The sequence below is a fragment of the Sporosarcina sp. Marseille-Q4063 genome (assembly GCF_018309085.1).
In the GTDB taxonomy this organism is placed as follows: domain Bacteria; phylum Bacillota; class Bacilli; order Bacillales_A; family Planococcaceae; genus Sporosarcina.
In genome coordinates this window covers 2014205-2034667 of sequence record NZ_CP070502.1, presented here as the reverse complement: position 1 = coordinate 2034667, position 20463 = coordinate 2014205, and the positions used below count along the sequence as shown (strand labels likewise).

28 protein-coding genes and 2 pseudogenes are annotated in these 20463 nt (G+C 38.3%); 23 read left to right on the top strand and 7 right to left on the bottom strand.

Features of this window, described 5'->3' with window-relative positions; all coding sequences use genetic code 11:
- The first annotated feature begins 73 nt into the window (after positions 1-73).
- Positions 74-1270, top strand: coding sequence for a class I SAM-dependent rRNA methyltransferase (locus JSQ81_RS10490; RefSeq protein ID WP_212607628.1), 1197 nt, complete (start codon positions 74-76; stop codon positions 1268-1270).
- A 74-nt stretch (positions 1271-1344) separates the two neighbouring features.
- Positions 1345-1965: a LysE/ArgO family amino acid transporter gene (locus tag JSQ81_RS10485; protein WP_212604045.1), complete on the top strand. Its 621-nt coding sequence runs from the start codon at positions 1345-1347 to the stop codon at positions 1963-1965.
- A 50-nt stretch (positions 1966-2015) separates the two neighbouring features.
- On the opposite strand, the gene JSQ81_RS10480 is transcribed toward JSQ81_RS10485, so the two are convergent.
- From JSQ81_RS10480 to JSQ81_RS10465, 4 genes are all read right to left on the bottom strand, one after another.
- Entirely contained in the window at positions 2016-2426 is a 411-nt protein-coding gene (locus JSQ81_RS10480; protein WP_212604044.1) for a DUF3021 domain-containing protein, read from the bottom strand.
- Positions 2423-2881 carry a LytTR family DNA-binding domain-containing protein gene (locus JSQ81_RS10475; protein ID WP_212604043.1) on the bottom strand — a complete coding sequence of 153 codons (459 nt, stop codon included), beginning with the start codon at positions 2879-2881 and terminating at the stop codon, positions 2423-2425. Before JSQ81_RS10475 ends, JSQ81_RS10480 begins: the two co-directional genes overlap by 4 nt.
- A gap of 62 nt (positions 2882-2943) precedes the next feature.
- A complete protein-coding gene (locus tag JSQ81_RS10470; RefSeq protein WP_212604042.1) occupies positions 2944-3687 on the bottom strand; it encodes an ABC transporter permease in 744 nt (247 codons plus the stop codon).
- A 12-nt stretch (positions 3688-3699) separates the two neighbouring features.
- Entirely contained in the window at positions 3700-4419 is a 720-nt protein-coding gene (locus JSQ81_RS10465) for an ABC transporter ATP-binding protein (protein WP_212604041.1), read from the bottom strand.
- Between the two features lie 165 nt (positions 4420-4584).
- Between JSQ81_RS10465 and JSQ81_RS10460 the strand changes: the two genes are divergently transcribed.
- From JSQ81_RS10460 to JSQ81_RS10410, 10 genes and pseudogenes are all read left to right on the top strand, one after another.
- A complete protein-coding gene (locus tag JSQ81_RS10460; protein WP_212604040.1) occupies positions 4585-5424 on the top strand; it encodes a VanW family protein in 840 nt (279 codons plus the stop codon).
- A 26-nt stretch (positions 5425-5450) separates the two neighbouring features.
- Complete coding sequence (locus JSQ81_RS10455) at positions 5451-5843, top strand: AAA family ATPase (RefSeq protein ID WP_249336722.1); 393 nt, start codon at positions 5451-5453, stop codon at positions 5841-5843.
- Positions 5844-6338: 495 nt separating this feature from the next.
- Positions 6339-6641: pseudogene (locus tag JSQ81_RS20230) on the top strand (transposase); the annotation flags it as partial.
- Positions 6614-6697, top strand: a pseudogene (locus JSQ81_RS20225) (transposase); the annotation flags it as partial. The pseudogenes JSQ81_RS20230 and JSQ81_RS20225, both read left to right, overlap by 28 nt.
- 28 nt (positions 6698-6725) lie before the next feature.
- The gene (locus JSQ81_RS10440) at positions 6726-8432 is read left to right on the top strand and encodes a hypothetical protein (RefSeq protein WP_212604039.1); all 1707 of its coding nucleotides are present in this window, start codon (positions 6726-6728) and stop codon (positions 8430-8432) included.
- 257 nt (positions 8433-8689) lie between these two features.
- A complete protein-coding gene (locus JSQ81_RS10435) occupies positions 8690-9043 on the top strand; it encodes a GNAT family N-acetyltransferase (RefSeq protein WP_371812344.1) in 354 nt (117 codons plus the stop codon).
- Positions 9040-9435, top strand: a complete 396-nt coding sequence (locus tag JSQ81_RS10430; RefSeq protein ID WP_212604037.1) for an NUDIX hydrolase — start codon at positions 9040-9042, stop codon at positions 9433-9435. Before JSQ81_RS10435 ends, JSQ81_RS10430 begins: the two co-directional genes overlap by 4 nt.
- Positions 9432-10445 (top strand): GrpB family protein, encoded by a 1014-nt coding sequence (locus tag JSQ81_RS20220; protein ID WP_371812342.1) that lies wholly within the window; start codon positions 9432-9434, stop codon positions 10443-10445. The genes JSQ81_RS10430 and JSQ81_RS20220 overlap by 4 nt, the downstream gene beginning before the upstream one ends.
- 32 nt (positions 10446-10477) lie before the next feature.
- Positions 10478-11248, top strand: coding sequence for a class I SAM-dependent methyltransferase (locus JSQ81_RS10415; protein WP_212604036.1), 771 nt, complete (start codon positions 10478-10480; stop codon positions 11246-11248).
- A gap of 69 nt (positions 11249-11317) precedes the next feature.
- Positions 11318-11860, top strand: coding sequence for an isochorismatase family protein (locus JSQ81_RS10410; RefSeq protein ID WP_212604035.1), 543 nt, complete (start codon positions 11318-11320; stop codon positions 11858-11860).
- A gap of 200 nt (positions 11861-12060) precedes the next feature.
- On the opposite strand, the gene JSQ81_RS10405 is transcribed toward JSQ81_RS10410, so the two are convergent.
- Positions 12061-12315, bottom strand: a complete 255-nt coding sequence (locus JSQ81_RS10405; RefSeq protein WP_212604034.1) for a GlsB/YeaQ/YmgE family stress response membrane protein — start codon at positions 12313-12315, stop codon at positions 12061-12063.
- Positions 12316-12544: 229 nt separating this feature from the next.
- Here JSQ81_RS10405 and JSQ81_RS10400 point away from each other — a divergent pair, with 229 nt between their 5' ends.
- Positions 12545-12940, top strand: a complete 396-nt coding sequence (locus tag JSQ81_RS10400; protein ID WP_212604033.1) for a hypothetical protein — start codon at positions 12545-12547, stop codon at positions 12938-12940.
- A gap of 32 nt (positions 12941-12972) precedes the next feature.
- Here JSQ81_RS10400 and JSQ81_RS10395 read toward each other — a convergent pair whose 3' ends face one another.
- Positions 12973-13557, bottom strand: a complete 585-nt coding sequence (locus JSQ81_RS10395; protein ID WP_212604032.1) for a LysE family transporter — start codon at positions 13555-13557, stop codon at positions 12973-12975.
- A gap of 178 nt (positions 13558-13735) precedes the next feature.
- On the opposite strand from JSQ81_RS10395, the gene JSQ81_RS10390 reads away from it, so the two are divergent.
- The 9 genes from JSQ81_RS10390 to JSQ81_RS10350 all read left to right on the top strand — a co-directional run bounded on the left by JSQ81_RS10390 (position 13736) and on the right by JSQ81_RS10350 (position 19125).
- A complete protein-coding gene (locus JSQ81_RS10390; RefSeq protein ID WP_212604031.1) occupies positions 13736-14881 on the top strand; it encodes a DUF2207 domain-containing protein in 1146 nt (381 codons plus the stop codon).
- A gap of 53 nt (positions 14882-14934) precedes the next feature.
- The gene (locus tag JSQ81_RS10385; RefSeq protein WP_212604030.1) at positions 14935-15420 is read left to right on the top strand and encodes a hypothetical protein; all 486 of its coding nucleotides are present in this window, start codon (positions 14935-14937) and stop codon (positions 15418-15420) included.
- 98 nt (positions 15421-15518) lie between these two features.
- Positions 15519-15884 (top strand): DUF4181 domain-containing protein, encoded by a 366-nt coding sequence (locus JSQ81_RS10380; RefSeq protein WP_212604029.1) that lies wholly within the window; start codon positions 15519-15521, stop codon positions 15882-15884.
- 33 nt (positions 15885-15917) lie between these two features.
- The gene (locus tag JSQ81_RS10375) at positions 15918-16349 is read left to right on the top strand and encodes a cytidine deaminase (RefSeq protein WP_212604028.1); all 432 of its coding nucleotides are present in this window, start codon (positions 15918-15920) and stop codon (positions 16347-16349) included.
- Between the two features lie 4 nt (positions 16350-16353).
- Positions 16354-17199 carry a class I SAM-dependent methyltransferase gene (locus tag JSQ81_RS10370; protein ID WP_212604027.1) on the top strand — a complete coding sequence of 282 codons (846 nt, stop codon included), beginning with the start codon at positions 16354-16356 and terminating at the stop codon, positions 17197-17199.
- A 14-nt stretch (positions 17200-17213) separates the two neighbouring features.
- Positions 17214-17639, top strand: coding sequence for a membrane lipoprotein lipid attachment site-containing protein (locus JSQ81_RS10365; protein WP_212604026.1), 426 nt, complete (start codon positions 17214-17216; stop codon positions 17637-17639).
- Positions 17640-17710: 71 nt separating this feature from the next.
- Positions 17711-17980, top strand: a complete 270-nt coding sequence (locus tag JSQ81_RS10360; protein ID WP_212604025.1) for a hypothetical protein — start codon at positions 17711-17713, stop codon at positions 17978-17980.
- Entirely contained in the window at positions 17967-18407 is a 441-nt protein-coding gene (locus tag JSQ81_RS10355; protein ID WP_212604024.1) for a hypothetical protein, read from the top strand. The genes JSQ81_RS10360 and JSQ81_RS10355 overlap by 14 nt, the downstream gene beginning before the upstream one ends.
- Before the next feature lie 25 nt (positions 18408-18432).
- Positions 18433-19125, top strand: coding sequence for a hypothetical protein (locus tag JSQ81_RS10350; protein WP_212604023.1), 693 nt, complete (start codon positions 18433-18435; stop codon positions 19123-19125).
- A 55-nt stretch (positions 19126-19180) separates the two neighbouring features.
- On the opposite strand, the gene JSQ81_RS10345 is transcribed toward JSQ81_RS10350, so the two are convergent.
- Complete coding sequence (locus JSQ81_RS10345) at positions 19181-19849, bottom strand: hypothetical protein (RefSeq protein ID WP_212604022.1); 669 nt, start codon at positions 19847-19849, stop codon at positions 19181-19183.
- A gap of 92 nt (positions 19850-19941) precedes the next feature.
- Between JSQ81_RS10345 and JSQ81_RS10340 the strand changes: the two genes are divergently transcribed.
- Positions 19942-20457, top strand: coding sequence for an RDD family protein (locus JSQ81_RS10340; RefSeq protein WP_212604021.1), 516 nt, complete (start codon positions 19942-19944; stop codon positions 20455-20457).
- Positions 20458-20463 lie beyond the last annotated feature (6 nt).

Sequence of the window (20463 nt, the reverse complement as noted above, 5' to 3'; positions counted from 1 at the left end):
GGGGCTCTTTTTCATTTTCGCAATTTTAGCCCAAACATGCGATAATAAGAAAAAAGACGGAATGGATGAAAACATGACAAAAACAATTGACTTACAATTAAATGCAAAAAGTATCGCAGACATAAAAAAAGGCTACCCGTTAATTCTTAAGGAAGCGGCTTTGAATCCAGAAGTGCTAAAAGAAGAAGGTAGCATTATTCGATTAGTGGATCGTAACTGGAGATTTGTTGCAAAAGGCTATTACGGCGAACAGAATAAGGGGATTGGCTGGGTACTTTCAAGGGATGAAAACGAACAAATTGACTTTGACTTTTTTGAAGGGAAAATTAGGAAAGCCCTTGAACGACGTGAGTCATATTTCAATGACCCTATAACAACAGCATTTCGCGTATTTAATGGTGAGGGCGACGGAATCGGTGGACTGACCATAGATTATTTCGATGGATTTTTCATGATAAGTTGGTATAGCGAAGGAATTTACAAACTTAAGCATCATGTGTATGGTGTCCTTGAAAAGATTGTGGATTATAAAGGTATTTACGAAAAGAAGCGCTTTGACACAAAAGGTCAATACATCGAACAAGACGATTTCGTGCGCGGGGAACAAGGTGATTTCCCAATCATCGTAAAAGAAAACGGCATGAATTTTGCGATTGATTTAAATGATGGTGCAATGACTGGCATTTTCCTTGATCAACGAGACGTTCGTCAATCAATCCGTGAAAACTATTCTGAAGGAAAAAATGTACTAAACACTTTTTCGTATACAGGTGCGTTTTCAGTCGCGGCCCTTCACGGTGGAGCTCAAAAAACAACAAACATCGATTTGGCAAGCCGTAGTGAAGCAAAAACTATCGAACAGTTAAGCGTCAACGGCTTTGACTATGAGCAGCAGGAAATCCGTGTAATGGATGTTTTTGATTATTTCCGTTATGCAAAGCGGCATGAATTGAAATTTGATCTTGTTATTCTTGATCCACCGAGCTTTGCACGATCCAAGAAATATACGTTCAGTACAGCAAGAAACTATCCGGAACTTCTAATGGATGCTATTGCGGTTACTGAAAAAAATGGAATTATCGTCGCATCAACGAATAACGCATCATTTGGAATGAAACGATTCAAAACGTTTATTGAAAAAGCATTTAACGATGCGGATTCGATATACAAAATTCTTGAGGAATCTTCACTACCTAGAGATTTCCGTACAAGTCGTGATTTCCCAGAATTCAATTATCTGAAAGTCGTCATCCTACAGAAAACGAAGTAAATACAAATGTCGCACTGGGACTATCCCTGGTGTGACTTTTTTATACATAGATAAAGAGTGCGGGGGAGAATACAGTGATTGAAGCTATTTTGCATGGAATCATTCTAGCATTTGGACTTATCATTCCATTAGGCGTACAAAATGTTTTCGTTTTCAATCAAGGCGCACTTCAACCCAAGTTTTCTAGAGCACTACCCGTGGTCATGACAGCTGGAATTTGTGATACGATACTCATTGTCGCAGCGGTTTCGGGGGTGTCATTACTTGTGTTGACTTTTGGGTGGCTTGAAAATATTATTTTTAGCGTCGGTATCGTTTTCCTTCTTTATATGGGAATTGTTTTATGGCGGACGACTGTTTCCTCGACTGAGGCTGATGGACAAACTTTTTCTATGAAAAGACAAATTATCTTCGCAGCGTCTGTTTCCCTATTAAATCCTCATGCCATCCTAGACACTATCGGCGTCATCGGTACGAATTCATTAAGCTATTCGGGAGATGTCAGAATTGCATTTGCGCTTACAACAATTATTGTATCCTGGTTATGGTTTTTAGGGCTTGCGATGGCGGGGCGCTATTTTGGCAAGTTGGATCAGAGTGGGAAACTAATGGCTTTATTAAATAAAGTATCAGCTCTGGTCGTTTGGGGAGTCGCGGTTTATATGGCAATCCGCCTGATAGGGAATATTGGTTAATTCGCACCGAAAATCCGCACGGTTAAATAACTTGTGCGGATTTTTGCTATTCAAAGACCATTTAGTTCGGCATTCAATTTCTGTGCTTGTTTTCTGAAATACAGATAGAAGGCAGTCCAGAAAATTAAGTAGAAGACAATGAATGTTGATAACGCAACTAGAAAACTTTTCAAGGTAAACGGAACCCAACCAATCCCAAACGCAAGTATGAAGTACAACATAACAACTGTCGCAAAATGGAGTGCGGTTTGTTGTGAAAGTCGCAGTTTAGTGTTCTCAAAATAAAGTGGACTCACTGTAAAAAACCATCCGCAAAATATAGATCCTAAAGAGTTTTTCATGAAAATTTGTCCATCTAGCACATCTTGATTACCAAAGTAGACGACTGAATTCGTCACAACAACAGCAAGAAATGCACCGAAAAATATCCCAATCATACTTCTAAACAAAAAGGTTTTCATAAGTTTTTCCTCCTGTTCATTTTCAGTGCTTCTTTAATGGCGTTGACGTATGTTCGCGACACATATTCTTTCGCACCCGACTTGAAATACACACAAAGTGTACCGTTAAACGATGCTTCAAAACGGCTTAATTCGTGAAGGTTAGCGATTACCGATTTCGATAGCCTGATGAATTTCGTTGAAGGAAGAATTTCCTCCAGTTCATATAACTTCTCTTTTAATTTAAAAGATCCATCAGCCGTAACGGCGACAACACCATCTTTTTCGCTGTGAAAATAATGGATGTCGTCAGGCTTCATGATATGCTGCATCTCTCCATCTTTGCCGACAAGGAATTCTGTTTCTTTGCCTTTTATAAAATCAAGAATTTCCTGCACAGAATTATCAAGTTCAGGAGTTTCAATCGTCACTTTAGTTTCTTCATAGTCACTATCAATCATCAAAGATACTTTCATTTCAGACACCCCTCTTGACATTAGTTTATCTGTTTAGACAACAATTGTCTTCAAGTAATCTGTCAAATGCGTCTTTTATTCGCAATTCGGATGATGATCAAAGATACAATTACCAAACCAGCAATGTAGCCTATGGAAGTGAACGTACTGTTATTGAATATTAGTTGTTCATTCCAAATTGCGATGAATAAATTATTCATATGGTAGAGCGGGTTCAGATTGGCAATAATTTGAACGAACTTTGGCATCATGCTGATCGGCATTGCAAAGCCACCGGTAAAGATAACGATTTGAAAAATGACGATTGAAAAGACAAGTGCAGCATTCATACTTTTGAATAAAGAATAAATGGCCGAAGAAATCGTGAGCAAAACGGCGTTCAGTATAATGAAGAAACCGTAGGCGCCAAGAAAACGTAATGGCTCGAATGATAAATTGTAAACTAGTAACCCGATGATGAAAATTAGGAGAAAACCGATGCTTGTAATAATGATAGACTTTAAAATGCCCGAGAGTAATAGCATATTTTGCGGTACAGGTGAAAGACTGATGCGCTTTTCAACGCCGGTTGTTCGATTCATCACTTGGTCGAATCCGAAAGCGAAAAAAATGACGCCGAATGTGATCAGTAGGATGAATGATGGCGTATACGTTTCTGCATAACTAAGGTTACCTGCGTAAGTCTGATCTCCAAATAATTGCCCCATGAAAATATAAGTAGCTGGTGGTACGATAATCGTGAAAACCAAGTAAAACAATTCTCTGGAAAACATAAGTAAGTCATATTTTAACTGTGTCGCTAACATCTAAATTCCCCCTCAAATAGTTACTTTCGTAAGATAAAACTCATTGATCGATTTATAACCAAGTGCCAAAATACTTTCCGTCGAATCAAACACTTCGTTAACCCCATTATTGATAAGCATGACTTTGTCGCAGTACAATTCGATTTCGTCCATATTATGTGTTGTTAAAATGACCGTCCCGCCTGTTCTTTTGTTGTAATCGGTGATGTAGGACCATAGAATATTGCGCATATGCGGATCCAATCCAGTCGTCGGTTCATCTAAAATTAGCAGCTTCGGTTGCGATAAAAAGGCAATGGCTAAACTGACAATTTGTTTCCAACCTCCTGAAAGTTTATCGAAATACTTTTTTCTGTGCGGTTCCAATTTGAAATCATTGATGATTTTTTCAATATCTATTGGTGATTTGTAATAGGCTTTGAATAATTTTAGTAGTTCTCCGACTTTTAGTGTTTTGTAAAACTGAGTCGGCTGTAGAACGACTGAAATTTGTTTTCGGATATGTTCGAGTTGATTCGTCGAAAGTGATTTAATGTCTTCATTAAATACAGTAACGTTCCCTTTGTCATAGTTTCTGATTGTCATCAGAATTTCAAGAAATGTTGATTTGCCAGCACCATTTTTCCCGATAACTCCAATTACCTCTCCTTCACGTGCTTGAAAATCCAGCCCTTTCAAAACTTCATTTGTCCCGTATGATTTCTGCAGGTTACTCACTGTAACAATCGTCATTGTAACGCCTCCAATTGAATGTTCTTTGTAACCAAAGTATATGAGATATCGGGCTAGCCGTCGTTGCTATTTCAGTGAGTGGCATGATTGCTAAGGTAACTCGCATTAATTAGCAAGTGAAATACATTTCATTAGAGGAAACGGACACCTAGTTATCGAATTACTATGAAAAGTAAGGGGGGCTTAGATTTGATTTCATTAAAACCTAAAAAGAGAAGTAAGTTAAGAATTTATTTCGGAAAGAAAGCCTATCGACTAAAGCGTTATTCGGAATGGTACACAGATGGAAGAAAGTACGCGAAGAAGTTGTCAGATGAAAAACTGGACCATGTGATTATCCAACATCGAACACCATTGCTTCGCAAGTTGAAGGAAGTCGATATGGCGCTGCAACACAACAAGATTACTAACTTGAATATTGCTACCAAGCGATTGAATGGGCTTGTGATTCAACCGGGTGAAACATTCTCTTATTGGCGTTTGATCGGAAATCCGACAAAACGTAAAGGGTATGTTGAAGGAATGGTGTTGCATTACGGGAAGGTGACGACAGGAATTGGCGGTGGTCTGTGTCAATTATCGAACTTGATCTATTGGATAACGCTCCACACCCCCCTCACAGTGACGGAAAGGTATCGCCACAGCTATGACGTGTTTCCGGATTCGAATCGAAAGCAGCCATTTGGCAGCGGTGCGACATGTGCATACAATTATCTTGACTTGCAAATAAAGAACGAAACAAATGAACCCTACCAACTTATCGTTTATTTGACTGATCGTGATTTGGTCGGAGAATGGCGTGCAGCGATGCCGTCAACAAGGACATATAATGTGCATGAGAAAGATCATCGGTTTTCGCTGGAAGTATGGGGCGGCTACGTAAGGCATAACGCGATTTATAGAGAGGTATACAATATGGGCGGCGAGCTAATCGATGATGAATTCATCACGGAAAACCATGCGATTATGATGTATGAGCCGTTTTTGATGTATGAAGGAACATAAATGTTGGGGGAATTCCAGTGATAATTATGATTAACGGTGCTTTCGGTGTTGGAAAGACAACAGTCGCGAATAAATTACTAGAGAATCTTGGTAATTTCATGTTGTTTGACCCGGAAGGAATTGGGTTCATGTTACGACAGGTGATTCCGAATGATATCAAAAAACTTAATGAGAAAACGGGCAATTTTCAGGACCTTGAAATGTGGAGAAGTCTAACGGTTACTGGGGCAGAACAGCTCCAAAGAACATATCGGAAGAATTTAATTGTTCCAATGACAATTTATAATAAGAATTATTTTGAGTACATTTTTGGCGGATTCAAAGAGATGGATGAACAAACTTTTCATTTTTGTTTAACTGCCAAAAAAGAGACGATTCATCAAAGGGCTATTGGAACGAGGGGAACAGGAAGGGAATAGATGTTTTCAACAAACGGATAGATGTTTGGAGCATTTGAAGATATGTGTTTTGAAAAGTTCATATCTACTGATGAATTAACAGTTAATGAAATTGTGAAAGTCATCTGTGAGGAGGTTGGGGTAGTTTTATGAGAAAATAAAAACTTGTGGATTCGTGCATTAGTAGATAGAGATAAAACCCAATTAGCAAAATAGCTTTCAAATCCCGAAGTTCTCAGTATTAGGAGGGACGTGACAACCCATTTGATGTGGCAAAAGTCGAACGGAGATTTTGGATGATGAAGAAGGTATAACGAGTTGCCTAATTGAATTTAATGCCGATTGGCTTCGCTCAAGGAATTGTTTTAGTTATTTAAATTGAATGATTATTTTTGCTTTTGAAAGGAACATGCGTTTGATATAGTTAAATATATAAATGTATTTATTTCGAATAAAAGTAAAACGTGGAGTGAATTGAATGATTTTTAGACGCTTAATCATTGCAAATACCTCGTCCAATACTATACCATCCGTTGTCCGAAATTCAGATTCCATGTTTTAATCGGAGAAATTGAAGAACGACTTCGTCGTATATTATTTGAGAAAAGTAACACATATAAAATAATCGAACTTGAAATTATGCCCGACCATATTCATGTTTTTGTTTCTGTCAAGCCTTACAATTGCCCTCACGTAGATAGTAAGAACTTACAAAAGCATCTCAAACAATCCTGCTTTTCAGGGAGTACCCTGAACTTTAGAGGTTTTACGGAAGAAGTAGTTCTCTTTGGAGTAAAGGATACTTTGTCAGTACAGTAGGGAATGTCAGTTTAGACACAGTGAAGCGATACATACAGGAACAAAAATCATATTAAAAACTTTGGTTCGAGGAGGGGATATCGAATGACGGATATACAAATAAAGTCACGAAAAAAACGATTAGTAAACGAATTTCAAAAGAAGCTTAATGTCATTCGTGAAAAACACACCCCTTTTCATACCATTGAAATTGAGATTTCTGTTCTGCCCTTTCAAGAGCACAAGTTATCCCGTATCGGGGAGCATCTTCGTGTAATCCGAAATACGGTTTTAGGTCAACTGATTAAGAACTACGATCAAATGATTCGGACAAAGGCACACAAGCGTATGATGAAACGATACCTAGCGGTAACAAATAAAATGAAATCAGCAGAGAAGGAAGAGGTCGATTTACTTCGAAGTGAAAAGGCTATAATTTCAAAGCAGTTTGAAGAACTGAGAAAAGCACATAATGTCACATTTGATTTCGCACGAAATTATGGTGCCAAGCTCAGAAATACAAAATACACCCTCCCTGATTCCGTCACAGTCTGGTCAGCTTGCGAAATGGCATGGGATTCGGTGGAAGGGCTCATTTATCGTGGTTCCAAAAAACCGTACTTCTATAAAAAAGATAAGTTCATGACTTTCCAAGGCAAACAAGCGGAGCGCTGCATAATGTTAAAGAAGAACAAAAAAGATGGTTCTTTTTTCGTCTCTCATCAAGGCATGTCGTTTCCGCTGATTGTGAAGCCAAACGATTTATTTATTGAAGAAACGCTTTCGAACATCGTTTTCTACATGGAAAACGGCGATGAAGTAGACAAAGGTAATGTCGAACGCCATATATGTGGACGCCCTATTCAATCGACCTTCCGTATCAGAAACAATCGCATAATAAGGAGGATGATTCGTGGCAAGATTCGCCACTTCCTTCAAGTTGTGCTGGAAGGTAATCCAGTCCTTAAGCGAAAGGAGGATGGCACGTTCCGCCACGGCCTCGGCAGAGGTCGTTTAGGTGGAGACATCGGTACTCAATCTGTAGCGATTGTATCGAAAAACAAGGCGATGCTTAAAAACCTTGCAGAACGCTCCGCAAACACATTCGCATATGAAAGTAAAATTGTTGCCCTACAACGGAAACTTCAACGTTCCAGGCGTGCGATGAACCCTGACTACTACCATGAGGATGGAAGAATCAAGAAGGGTAAGAGGGAATGGGTGTATTCAAAGCGATATTTAAAATTGAAGAGCAGACTCAGGGATTTACACAGAAAGGCCGCCGAAAGTCGAAAATACGCCCATAACGAGGAAGTAAATCATCTTCGTTCATTGGGTGATGAAATCATCATTGAAACAATGAACATCAAGTCGCTTCAAAAGAAGGCTAAAGAAGCTACCAAAAATGAAAAGACAGGAAAATGGAACCGTCGTAAACGCTTTGGAAAAAGCATTGCCAGACGAAGTCCTGGCTACTTCATCAGCCAATTGAAACACAGATTCACCAGGACGGGTGGAATCGTCCGAGAAGTCAACACAATGTCTTTCAAAGCCTCACAATATGACCACGTAATTGACGGAACGAATAAAAAGCAATTGTCACAACGCTGGCACACCTTGCCTTGCGGGACAAGGATTCAACGGGACTTATATTCAGCTTTCCTGCTTTATTGTTCAGCAAAGGATTGGCAACGAGTAAATAACGAACTCTGCCAACTCTTCTTCACAGACTTTTATCGGTTGCATGATCGATGCATTCAAACGATAAAAAACAACCGTCAGGTTGTCTTAAATAGTGGCATCAAATACTAAATAATATTTGTGCATTATGGGGGTCTGACTAACCTCCATGTCCGAAAGGATGAAGACGCAGGGTAAGTGGTCTGCCGACTACTTGTGCGTGGGAGTTTCCTCTTCTGTTAGTGCTCCGTTCAGAACGTAAGAAATGAACCGCATCGGATACCCGATGTGTTCCAAAGCGATACTCGCCTCTACGGAGTGCGACTTCGTGTACGATAGAGAGAAGCAGAATGAACTCAGCAATAAAAAGAACCCACAGGGCTTGCCCCGTGGTCAGTCAGGTTCAGTTTTATGAAATATTAGAAGAAGAAAAAGATCTTTATGGTTATTCGGATTTAAAAGATGTCATTTACGGGATGGATCAGTTTATTGGAGAGTTTGCGTATTGGAATAAAGGAATAGGTACGTTGCTTGTAAGTTCCATTGCTAAGTATTTAATCTGCGAAAAAGGTGCTGACAGGATTGTGATGGACCCGAGAATACAGAATGAGCGCGCCATTTATTGCTATGAAAAATGTGGCTTTGAAAAAGTGATGTTGCTTCCGAAAAGAGAGCTTCATGAAGGAGCGTACCGCGATTGTTGGTTGATGGAATATAGCAGAAAACCAGGTGAAGATTTGTGAGGAATCGAGGTTCTTCCATAATCATAGAAAACAACAAAGTGGCATTGATTAAAAGAGTACGGGATGGACAGACGTATTATGTGTTCCCAGGCGGTGGAATTGAAAGTGGAGAAACAGCGGAACAAGCTGCAATTAGAGAAACTTTCGAAGAACTAGGGGTCATCATAAAAGTGAAGCGAAATCTAGGAACAATCACGTATAACGGACTACAGGTTTATTTTTTAGCTGAAATAGTTGGTGGGAAATTTGGGAGCGGGCAAGGTGAAGAGTTTACAAGTCAATCTAGAAACCGAGGAACCTACGAGCCGTTATGGATGGAGTTGGATGAACTAGAATCTTTAGATGTCCGACCGGTGGAGATTGTGAAAGAACTAAGGGGGCGGAATTGGTGAGGAAAACAATCATTCTTCCATGGACAACTGAATGGGAAAAGTTATATCACAAGGAAGAAAAAGTTCTAAAAGAAGTATTTAAAGATGAACTGATCGACATTTTTCACATCGGAAGTACATCGATTCCGCCAGTCGGCTATGCGAAACCGATCATCGATATGTTAATCGTTGTAGAAAACATTGAAACTGTGGATTTGTATGACGACATAATGAAGTCAATCGGGTACGATCCAAGGGGCGAATTCGGAATCCCAGGTAGAAGGTATTTTCCAAAGGGGAAAGACAATAGAACGCATCATGTACATATATTTCAAACAGGAAACGAAGCCATACAAACCCATCTGAGTTTCAAAGAATATTTACTAGCACATCCACAAGAGGCTAAAAAGTATGGGGACCTGAAAAGGGAACTAGCTAAACAATACCCTCATAACACTCATCAATATCAGGGTGGTAAAGAACAGTTTGTACATGAACTTGTGGCAAAAGCGAATGAATGGCGTTCAAATAGTAGCATACATATAACAACTACTCACGTAGATTGGGGCGGCCATAAGTTAAAGCTGACGTGGAAACCAGGCCTGCTGCCGAAAACGGAACTCATCACAAGTGTTCATGGCTTCTGTTTTGATAATGAAAAGTTAATGATGGTCGATTTGAATGACCGAGGATGGGATTTTCCGGGCGGCCATATTGAAGTTGGTGAAACAGCTGAAGATTGTTTTAGACGTGAAGCGATGGAGGAAGGGTATGTCGAAGGCGAGTGCCGGCTTTTAGGAGCAATTGAAATCGATCACAATGAAAATCCATTGTGGAATGAACAAAGTCCTTATCCGAAAATAGGCTATCAAGTTTTTTACCGGATGGACATCACGCGACTACATCCTTTTGATGCAGAATTTGAATCAAGTAGGCGAACGTTTATCAAACCTGAAAAGGTTTCGAGATATTACAAGGGGTGGCATCTTGTTTATGAAGAAGTTTTACAGGTTGCTCGAAGAAGATACTAAAAAGAAACGCAAAATCAGAGAGGGGCAATTATTTGTTAAGTTATTATAACCGATTATCATCAGAAGTTTATGATTTGGATAAACCTGTTGGTCATTCATTCGGAGATATTGAATTTTATTTAGAACGTTTAGAAGGTTGCAAAGGACGAATTCTTGAGCCTGCAACCGGTACGGGACGTATCCTTATTCCGCTTTTGGAAAAAGGATTACAGGTCGATGGCTTTGATAGTTCAGCAGATATGTTGTCGATATGCCAAACGAACTGTGAAGAGAGGGATTTACATCCGCTCCTTTTTGAGGCGAAAATGGAGTCATTTGAAGTAGATGCAAAATATGATGCAATTATTATCCCTGCTGGAACGTTTCTCTTATTGCATCAAAGAGAGGATTCGATTCTAGCGCTAAAAAACTTTTATCATCATCTAGCGCACAACGGAAGGCTAATTGTTGATTTATTTATGCAAACGGAAATCGCTATAGGTGAAATATCAACAAGAACATGGGAATCTCCGAATGGTGATGTAATTACATTAGAAAATAAAGTTGTGGAAATCAATCATATTCACCAATACACAATATCCCATGGTCGATATGAAAAATGGCGTAAGGGGACACTCTTACAAACAGAGTTAGAACGTTTTCCGCTTCGTTGGTACGGGGTGGAAGAATTCAAACTAATGTTGGAGGAAAACGGCTTTCATAATATCGTCATTTCTTCGGATTACAACTATGGACAATACCCAGAAAACCCAAGGGGCGCAATTACTTTTGAAGCGGTGGCGAATAAAAGTAGTGATCAATAATCGGATTGAAGATGAAAGTTTTTGATGGAAAAGAGACGTAAACTAGTTTTTTAAAAAGGAGATGGAATCATGCAAGCATTACTAGTCATTGATGTACAGAATGGAATCGTGAACTTTGGAGATTTTCAAGAAGAATTATCCTTAATAGAAAATGTCATTCAAGATTTCCAAGGTGATGGAAGAACAGTAATTTTTGTGAGGCATTTGGATGCTGAAGAGGAAAGTCCGCTTTATAAAGGGTCCGCAGGCTCTGAATTACATAGTTCTATTAAGAAATATGCAGATCTTGTGATTGAGAAACAAACACCAAGTTCTTTTTACAACACGAATTTAGCTACAGTATTGGAGGAACTCGGTGTCAAACATCTTTTCATAACAGGTTTTAATACAGAGTTTTGTTGCATGTTTACTGCGATTGCTGGATTTGACAGAGGATATGAAGTGACCTTCATCGAAAATGCAACAGGAACAGTGAATACAGACACAACCTATGAGATGAAGGGATTAGATATAAGAGATTTCGTCGGTACGGTATTGCATTGGTCTGACGCCGTGGAAGTGTTAGATTACGAGGAATATATCGTAAAATACAATCCGAACAAAACTGTTTAAGACGCGCGGCTTACCCTTTGACGCTGAATTCAAATCAAGTAGACATACTTTTAACCAAACTGATGAGATTTTAATATACCATAGTGGAAATCTTACGGGTTGAGAGAAGAGCCTACGGAATAAAAAGAAAGAACGCTAAACAAGCATAGGCCAGTGTTCTTCCTTTATATTTTAGAAGATTTAAGTTGACCGCCTTGTGCTCACCATTTCTTAGGCATTGATTTCATAACGAAACTTAAAATAATAACGAAAATAACTGCTCCGATGATTGCGGGGACAACATAAAAGTCAGCGAGTTTTGGACCCCAATTTCCGAGTAATCTGCCTCCAATCCATGCACCGATGATACCGGAAACAACATTACCTATGACTCCGCCTGGCATGTTTTTTCCTAAAATGATTCCCGCGAACCAACCGATGACACCGCCAATGATTAAATATAATATTAAACCCATGCTTTACCTCCCCTTTCATTATTGATAAATATTGAAACATAGGTTAAAAAGTCGAGGAGCACTTCTTCTATCTTTGAATGTGGATTCTTTATAAATTAATACGTTTTACGATGTTTGAATAGACCTGAACGTCATTCTTCAATTGTCACAAATATGTCGCGTGACAAAGAGATACTTTCACAGTAATCTGAAAGCAGTAGCTTGTGAAGTTTTATTAGGGGGGACTGCTGTGAAACGGATATTCATCTTATTACTAGTGGTAGGCACGATGATGGGGTGCGCCAATACGTTTAGTGAAGAAGAAGGCTACAGAATTTCGTTGATTAACTACAGTTTTCCGATCCCGAAAAATGCAGGCGAATTGAAACCCGAAGCATGCACGGACGAAATTACAAAGTCTGCGAAGTACAAACTCAAAAATATTGGCGGAGAAAATCATGAAGGTCCTCAAACGCATTACTTGAACGAAATTCATGAGTGGGGTTGGACGCCGATTGATGAAGAAAGTAGCGAATTAGTGCGCTATTTTAGTAAAGAGGATAAAACGGTTTGTGTCGTTTTCAGTAAGCATGTCATCGATGTTTTTGAAATAAATAAGGATGCTACATCTAACGAGAATCCATAAGTGGGTTCTTTTTTGTTGCTCAATAATTAATTTCATCTCACTAGAATCGATACAGCACTATACACCAACAATAAAGCCATCACAATATTAAACTGACTTCTATACTTCGCTAAGAATTTTTTGAAAAGCGATCCAAAAATACTCCAACTAAAAGTGCCCATAAATCCTATAACTGCAAGTACGACTGAATAAAATAATAAGCTAGAATTGCTTGTATGGTAAGGCAGGACAAAAGTAGAAACGACTGTAAGCGCATAGAGTACAGCTTTTGGATTGACGAATTGTAAAAATACACCTGCGACAAAACTATTATATTTTCCACCATTTGGATCCTCGCTATCCCCTTTACTCCGAATAATAATGAATGCAAGATACAACATATACACCATACCCACAATCGCCATAAAGAACTCGATCTTTGGAATATAGTTTTTTAGAAGTAGATTAAAATAACTGCTAAGTAATAAGAGGGCAAAGAAGCCTGTACCCACACCTAAACAAAATCGAACCGTCCTTTTGAATCCATATTGATTGGCGAACATCAATGACATGATATTATTTGGCCCCGGTGTAAAACTAGCGACGAAAGCATAGATGAGCATGGATAGGACTGGCATTTTGGAACCTCCCTTAAGCTTATTTCTATTATGTTCTGTGTAATGAATTATGCTCAATTGTACAATTCGCACCCTATATTGTAAATGGATTTTATTAAGGAAACAATCTTGAGTTTCTAATAATTTGAATCCTTTCCGCTACTTGTTTCGTAAAGTACTGTAGGGAGAGGTGATGACGATGAGTTGGAAAAAGATCGTTCCAGCATTTTTACTCATAATTTTACTACTTATACCGACCGCGGCATTGGCGGTTGAATTTAAAATATCAGATGTGGTGATTGAAGCGCATCTACAAGAGAACGGCGATGCGGACGTCGTTGAAAAACATACATATGTCTTCGAAGGTAAATTTAACGGGGTTACGCGTGACCTGATTCCGAAAAAGGGCGCAGCCATTGCTGATTTTGAGGCTTTTGAAAATGGCAAACCGCTTAATGTTGAACGTGAAAAAAGAACCTACAAAATATTCAGATCCGGGAAGAATGAAACCATTGAAGTAGAAATGCGTTATCGAATAGTAAATGCGATGGAGAAATACGAAGATGGAGCACAATTTTATTGGCCGTTTTTCGATAACAGAAATGAAACTGATTACGGCCATATGACAATCATGGTGCATCCCCCAGTTGCGGCACATGATGTGCTTTTCCTTGGATATGATTCGGCATATGAAAAGGGACATCTCCAATCGAACGGGATTGTAGAATTTCGTTTAGGAAATGTGTCAGCCGGTGAAAACGGAGATATCCGCGTTGTCTATGAACCAGAATTGTTCCCAGCGATTGTTGTACAAAACGGCATGATTCGCGATGAATTGAAAGCAGAAAAAGGCCTTATGGCGGAAGAACTAAAAAAAATTTCCGCTAATCAGGAAAAAACCAAGAAATACGGGATGTTCGGGGTGCCAATTGGCGGAATTCTTCTTTTTGTCCTGATGGGGTCAATGTATAAGAAAAGACGCGATTATAAACTAGCCGTTTTTGATGACTTGAAAACTAACAAATCCTTAGTTCCGCAAGAAAAACTCAGCATGCCAGCGACGATCTATTATTCGAACAGCGGTGTCCTAACACCAGGTGCTACTGCTGCGGCGTTACTCGATTTAGTTCGCCAAGGATTTGTGAAGCAACTTTCCGACAAACAATTTGAACTGATTCATCGCGATGTACAACATGCGCATGAAGCAGCGTTAATTGAATTGCTGTTTGATGAAGTCGGGGATAGCCAATATTTTGATGTCGCTGATTTGGAAACATACACTAAAAAAAAAAGAATCATTCGACATATAGCAAGTTATTATCGGCATGGCGAACGGGGGTTATAGAGGAAGTTAAAAAATATAACTTTATTGAAAAAACACCAGGAATCCGTTGGTTATTGGTTGGATTAGGAGCCGTTTTTGCAGTATGTGCGATTCAATTTGGCCGTTATGAATTGTATTTTCTCATAGCGATTGCAGCCTTTATTGCCTTTAGCTCATGGCTTATTGCGATTTTTTACAGGTCGCGAAATATGGAAGGACACCGTTTATTTGAAGAGTGGAAACAGTTCCGTCAAGCATTTAACAATCTAGATTTGGATGAATGGAACCTGCTCGAAACGGATGACAAATTCCGCGCTTACGCATTTTCCGTTGGAACAGGTGACAAGAGGGTTATGAAGCAATTTAATGAATTCGCCACCGCTGAACAAAGAACTGTGCATACGAATGAAAGCTTCTATTACTATAATCCGGTGTTCATGTCCAATTCATTTGCAAGTGCGAACAAAAATGCAAATGTCGATGCCAGTGGAACCTCAAATTCCTCGTCTAGTAGTGGTGGTGGAACGGGTGGCGGCGGTGGTGGATCTGGAGCATTTTAAAAGGAATTGTTGGACATAAGGGTGGAAATCCAGAATGAAGAATATCGGATTGAAGTCAATGGCAACTACAACAAACGGAAGATAAGGGGTGTTTAATTATGAAAGAACTAATTGTTGTGGGTGTCGTGTTTATCGTTATTGGTTTCATCTCGGAATACTTTTTGAAAAGAAAATATAATATTGATCGAAAAGGAAACCCCTTAAGTAAGCCGATTAAGAAACTTCAAATTATCTTATTGACCATTTGTTTCATTCTTTATCTAGTAATTTCATCTGCGCTGGTTTTCACAAACGATGATTTCAATGTATTGTTTGTTTTAATTCCATTTTTCATTCTCATTTCGTTTATCCGTGGATTCTTGCAATGGAAATATAATGGAAATGCGAATGTATGGATTCTTGAAACCTATAGTGCAATCATCCTTATAATATTTTTCATCGTTATCGGGTTAATTCTGTATTAATGAACTAAACAAAACTATAAATGGGGAATTATCATGATAATCGAGCAAAAGTTATTCAAGGCAGCCACTGACCTCATAAAGAAAAGGTACCCAACAGGCTGGGGCGGAGCTGCTGCAATGGCGCTAGAAGATGGCACTTTACTTACAAGTGTTGCACCAGAAATAATCAATGCATCGACTGAATTATGTATAGAAACAGGCGCGATATTAGAAGCGCATAAACTGAACAAGAAAATTACACTTTCGATATGCGTTGTTCGTGATGATGAAAAGTCAGCATTCAAAATCCTTACACCATGTGGTATTTGTCAAGAAAGATTATTTTACTGGGGCCCGAGTGTCAAAGTTGCAATAAGCGAACCTGACAATTTAGTTTTCAAAAAGTTATCGGAAGTTCAACCTTATCATTGGACCGAAGCTTATGATGAATTTAATGAAAAATGGAATGCGACAGAGAAGGAGTGACTTTATGAATGAAAACGCAGTAAATACAATTGTCAGTTGCATGCCAATATACGGCGGCGATTCAACGATACAAACCGCCCAAACTGAACATCGACTAAAACTTGCGAAGTTTTGGGGAATAAAGGAAGGCAGTCGAGTGCTCGAGATCGGTTGTGGTCAAGGTGACACAACGGCTGTATTGGCATATCTTGTAGGTGACACGGGTTTTGTACACGGAATTGACATTGCATCACCCGATTATGGAGCACCTATAACTTTAGGGGATTCTGCTGATCATCTTAGAAAATCAAAGTTAGGAAATCAACTGAAAATGGATTTCGAAATTGATATCCTTTCACCCGAAGTAGATTTTTCAGAAGCATCCTTTGATTATATTGTAATCTCTCACTGTTCTTGGTACTTCAAGTCTTTTGAGGAATTCACTGAAGTGTTACGGAAAACAAGGAAATGGGGAGCGCAGCTTTGTTACGCGGAATGGGACCCGCGCATCAAATCAATTGAGCAATACCCACATTTTTTAGCAATCCTACTACAAGCGCAATATGAATGTTTTAAAGAAAACAGTCTTTCGAATGTACGTACACTCTTTACGCCGAATGATATTCAAAATATAGCTGTAAATACGGGCTGGACTATCGTCGAAGAAGAATCTATAACCTCCGCTAAACTCCAAGACGCAAAATGGGAAATCGATCAAATGTTAACTGATTATGATTTTGAATTAAGTGAAATAAAAAATCTGCCAGATAAACTGAAAACATTGATTAAATCCAAAGTGAATTTGTTGGAAGAATCTTTAAAGGAAGTTGATGTAAAACCGATGTCAACCTATGCTTTTATCGCGAACTAGGGAGGGGAATTCACATGAAGAAATTACTCATGCTAGTAGGATTAATTTTTTTATTGTCGGGATGTAATTCAAATTTAACCTATACTGAAATAAATAGCGGAAAGGCCAATAAAGATCTCCGTAGTTTTCTGGAAGTAATTGATGATGAAAACGGAGCCTATCTTTATTACAACGGAGAGAAAGAGATTTATATTTTTTTAAACGGCCGTAACGTTCAACAAGGGGATAAAGCGGCATATTTCACCAAATTTGATGTAGAAGGTGACGGAGACACATTGAATGTTTTCTACGAAGTAGCGTATACGGAAGACGATTCCAATGAAAACTTAAAACATCAAGCACTCTATAAAATTAGGCAAGATCAAAAGTACGACAAAATCCAAGCCTTTGCAAACGGCGCAGAAGTTCCATTTGAGATGGTATCGGGGAGTGGAAAATAGTAAGTATCAAGAATTTACACGCTGCAAATCCCGAAGTTTATCGAAAACTTGATGAAATGGAAATAACGGCAGTGGGTGGCTATAGACTTGTCTTTAAAGGTTCGAGCTACAATCCAGGAATAAAAGAAACTACAGGTGATGATGTTGTTTCAATCGATAGTCAACAAGGAAAATTGTTGGGAAGTATAATTGACACCCGATTAAAATATGAGGTGAAAGGCATCGGATTACTGTATAAACCAGGACATAATAATGAAACTGTAGATGAGGACTTTATCGAATTAATTAGGAATGTGAATCTAAAGCAGAAGCAAAAGGGAGTAGGGAATGACATTGAATAGAAAAAGGTTTATTGGTTTGGTATGCATATTAACAAGTGCTCTACTTCTCTTCGGCTGCATAAATGGAAACGTGACCTACGAGGAAGGATTTCCAACAGAAGATACTCCTGCATTAATGGAGTTTATGAAAAGCTATTTATTAAACGGGGATAACGAGCTTATCAAAGAGGATAATGCCTTTATCTATTCGGTGAAAAATCATACTGAAAAACTAGGGAAAATAAATTACTATAAGTTTACGGAAGTACAATTGAAAAAAGAATACAATCGATTATTTGAAACCAATGATGTTCAGGCTTCGATTAAAAAGTTAAAAGAAAATGTCACAGCTCTCCATCACCCATTAAGCAGCGAGGAAGCTAGGAACTTACCTTCAATAGAAAAAGTAGAAAGCAATCAATTATTTAATAAAAATAAGAGGAAATGAAAGCATACTAGACCTGGATGAATTAATGAAGATGAATAATTTTGAAATAGCTAAAGGTTTTATTGTAAATATCATTGCAGTGAATGAGAATAGTTTTGTATTGACGCTTGAGGATATCGAGAAAATTGGTATGAAAAGAGAATTATATTATCTTTTCATTGATAATAACCTATCTAACATAACTTTGACGCAACTTAAACACGAAGAAACTATTGATATAGTTGATTCGAAAAAACTAGAAAACTTTTATGGTTCGTTTCCATCAGTAGATGAAAATGGCAAATATAAAGAGTTATTTAATCGTGTTGACATTCTTGATACCAATAAGAATAAACTAATCAAACTTAAAAAAGATGATCTTTTAAGTAACGATGGTAAGTTCGTTTACATCGATGGCGATAAAGAACAGCTTGGGGAAGGTAGCCAACGAATCCAAGCAATTGAGAATTATATAGAGGGAAATGATATATATGAGTCAGAATTTGAGCTTAAATATAAACATATTTCCAAAAAACTTGGTCTGAAAACTAGCGGGGCAGGAATAGTAAAAATAAATTACTTCAATAAAGATTATATTGTTTTAAGTATAAAATTTGACGGAGTAATAGTCGGTGAAGCAGGATTTACAAATGTAATCATTGATTTACAGGATGATCATGATAATCCAACAGCTTATTTAGTGGACCTAAGTATCGCTACACCGGTTAAAGTTAAATAGGTGGGGGCAAGTTATTTTAACAGGGTGTAGCTTTGACGTTACACCCTAAAGTTATTTACGAAAACTTTTCTTCTTCCATCCGTTCAAACATATGATACAAAATATATCTTTGTAAACCCGCAGCACTCTCTACAGATCGATTTGCTTCCAATCGGAATGTTTCCCCGTCTTTGTTGCGTAGCGCGATGGATGCGTTCGATGAGTGAATCATCCATGGTGTTGACAGTTTCGCTACGAATTTATTGGCCAACACTTCATCACTGCTCAACAAATGAGCCGCACCTAAGTAATATTCTTTATAATCTTTTCTGGTCATTTTTTCTGCAAATTCTAGTAAAGCATCTGCATCACTATGGTGTAGTGCTAAATTAGCTCCGTAGACCGTTTGTATTTCTTTCTGTTTATACTTTTTCAAAATCCTTTTTAAAGAATCTTCGATATCCTGGTTATCCCCATGAGCGAGTGCATAAGCATATCCGAACATCGGCTTTTTCTGATTTTTGATGACGTACCGATTAATTGCGGGAAGTGATTTTGATTTGTAAATGAGGTACATCGGTCGAATCGTGAAAATGGAAACAGAAAGTCCCATAATGATAACGATGACAAGCCCGCTAGGAAATTCAAGTATAAGAAGAATAACCGTAAGAATGACACCCGAAACAAAAAGTAAGGAATATTGGAGCGCGTTTGAAATGCCAGGAGATTTATGATTCGAAGACATAATACACCACCTAGTTTTCTTTCATATTACCAAAGTATTACTATGTTGCCTACATAATTTTTATCAATATGTTAAAAGAGGAGGTATAGCGCATGAACGTTACTTTTTTAATACGTCTAAAAGCTTTCTTAATTGATTACGTCCTCATTTTTGCTTACTTAGTTTTGTTAGTTGTGTTGAATATATTCTTATTTCCATCTATTCAAGAGTTGTTTCAAGGATCACTCATTACGGCCCAATTCATGGGCTTCTTAATGGTGACATTACCGATTTCTATTTATTTTATTGTTTGTGATTCAGTCATTGGCGGCCAATCGATTGGAAAGAAAAAGATGGGTATTCGGGTAGTAGATGCAAACGGAAAAGCATTATCCATACCGCGAGCAATTTTTCGGACAGTCCTGAAGTTTTTCCCTTGGGAGCTATCGCATTTTCTTGTTTATCGCATGGTAGCTATAGGTGATGAAGCTGTACCGATAAGTTATTCCTTAATTGGCGGCGTCATTTATGCACTCATATTTGTTTATATATTAACCACGATTTTCACGAAAAATAAACAATCCCTTTACGACATCATTGCAAAAACATATGTCATCAAATTGTGCTAAAGAGTA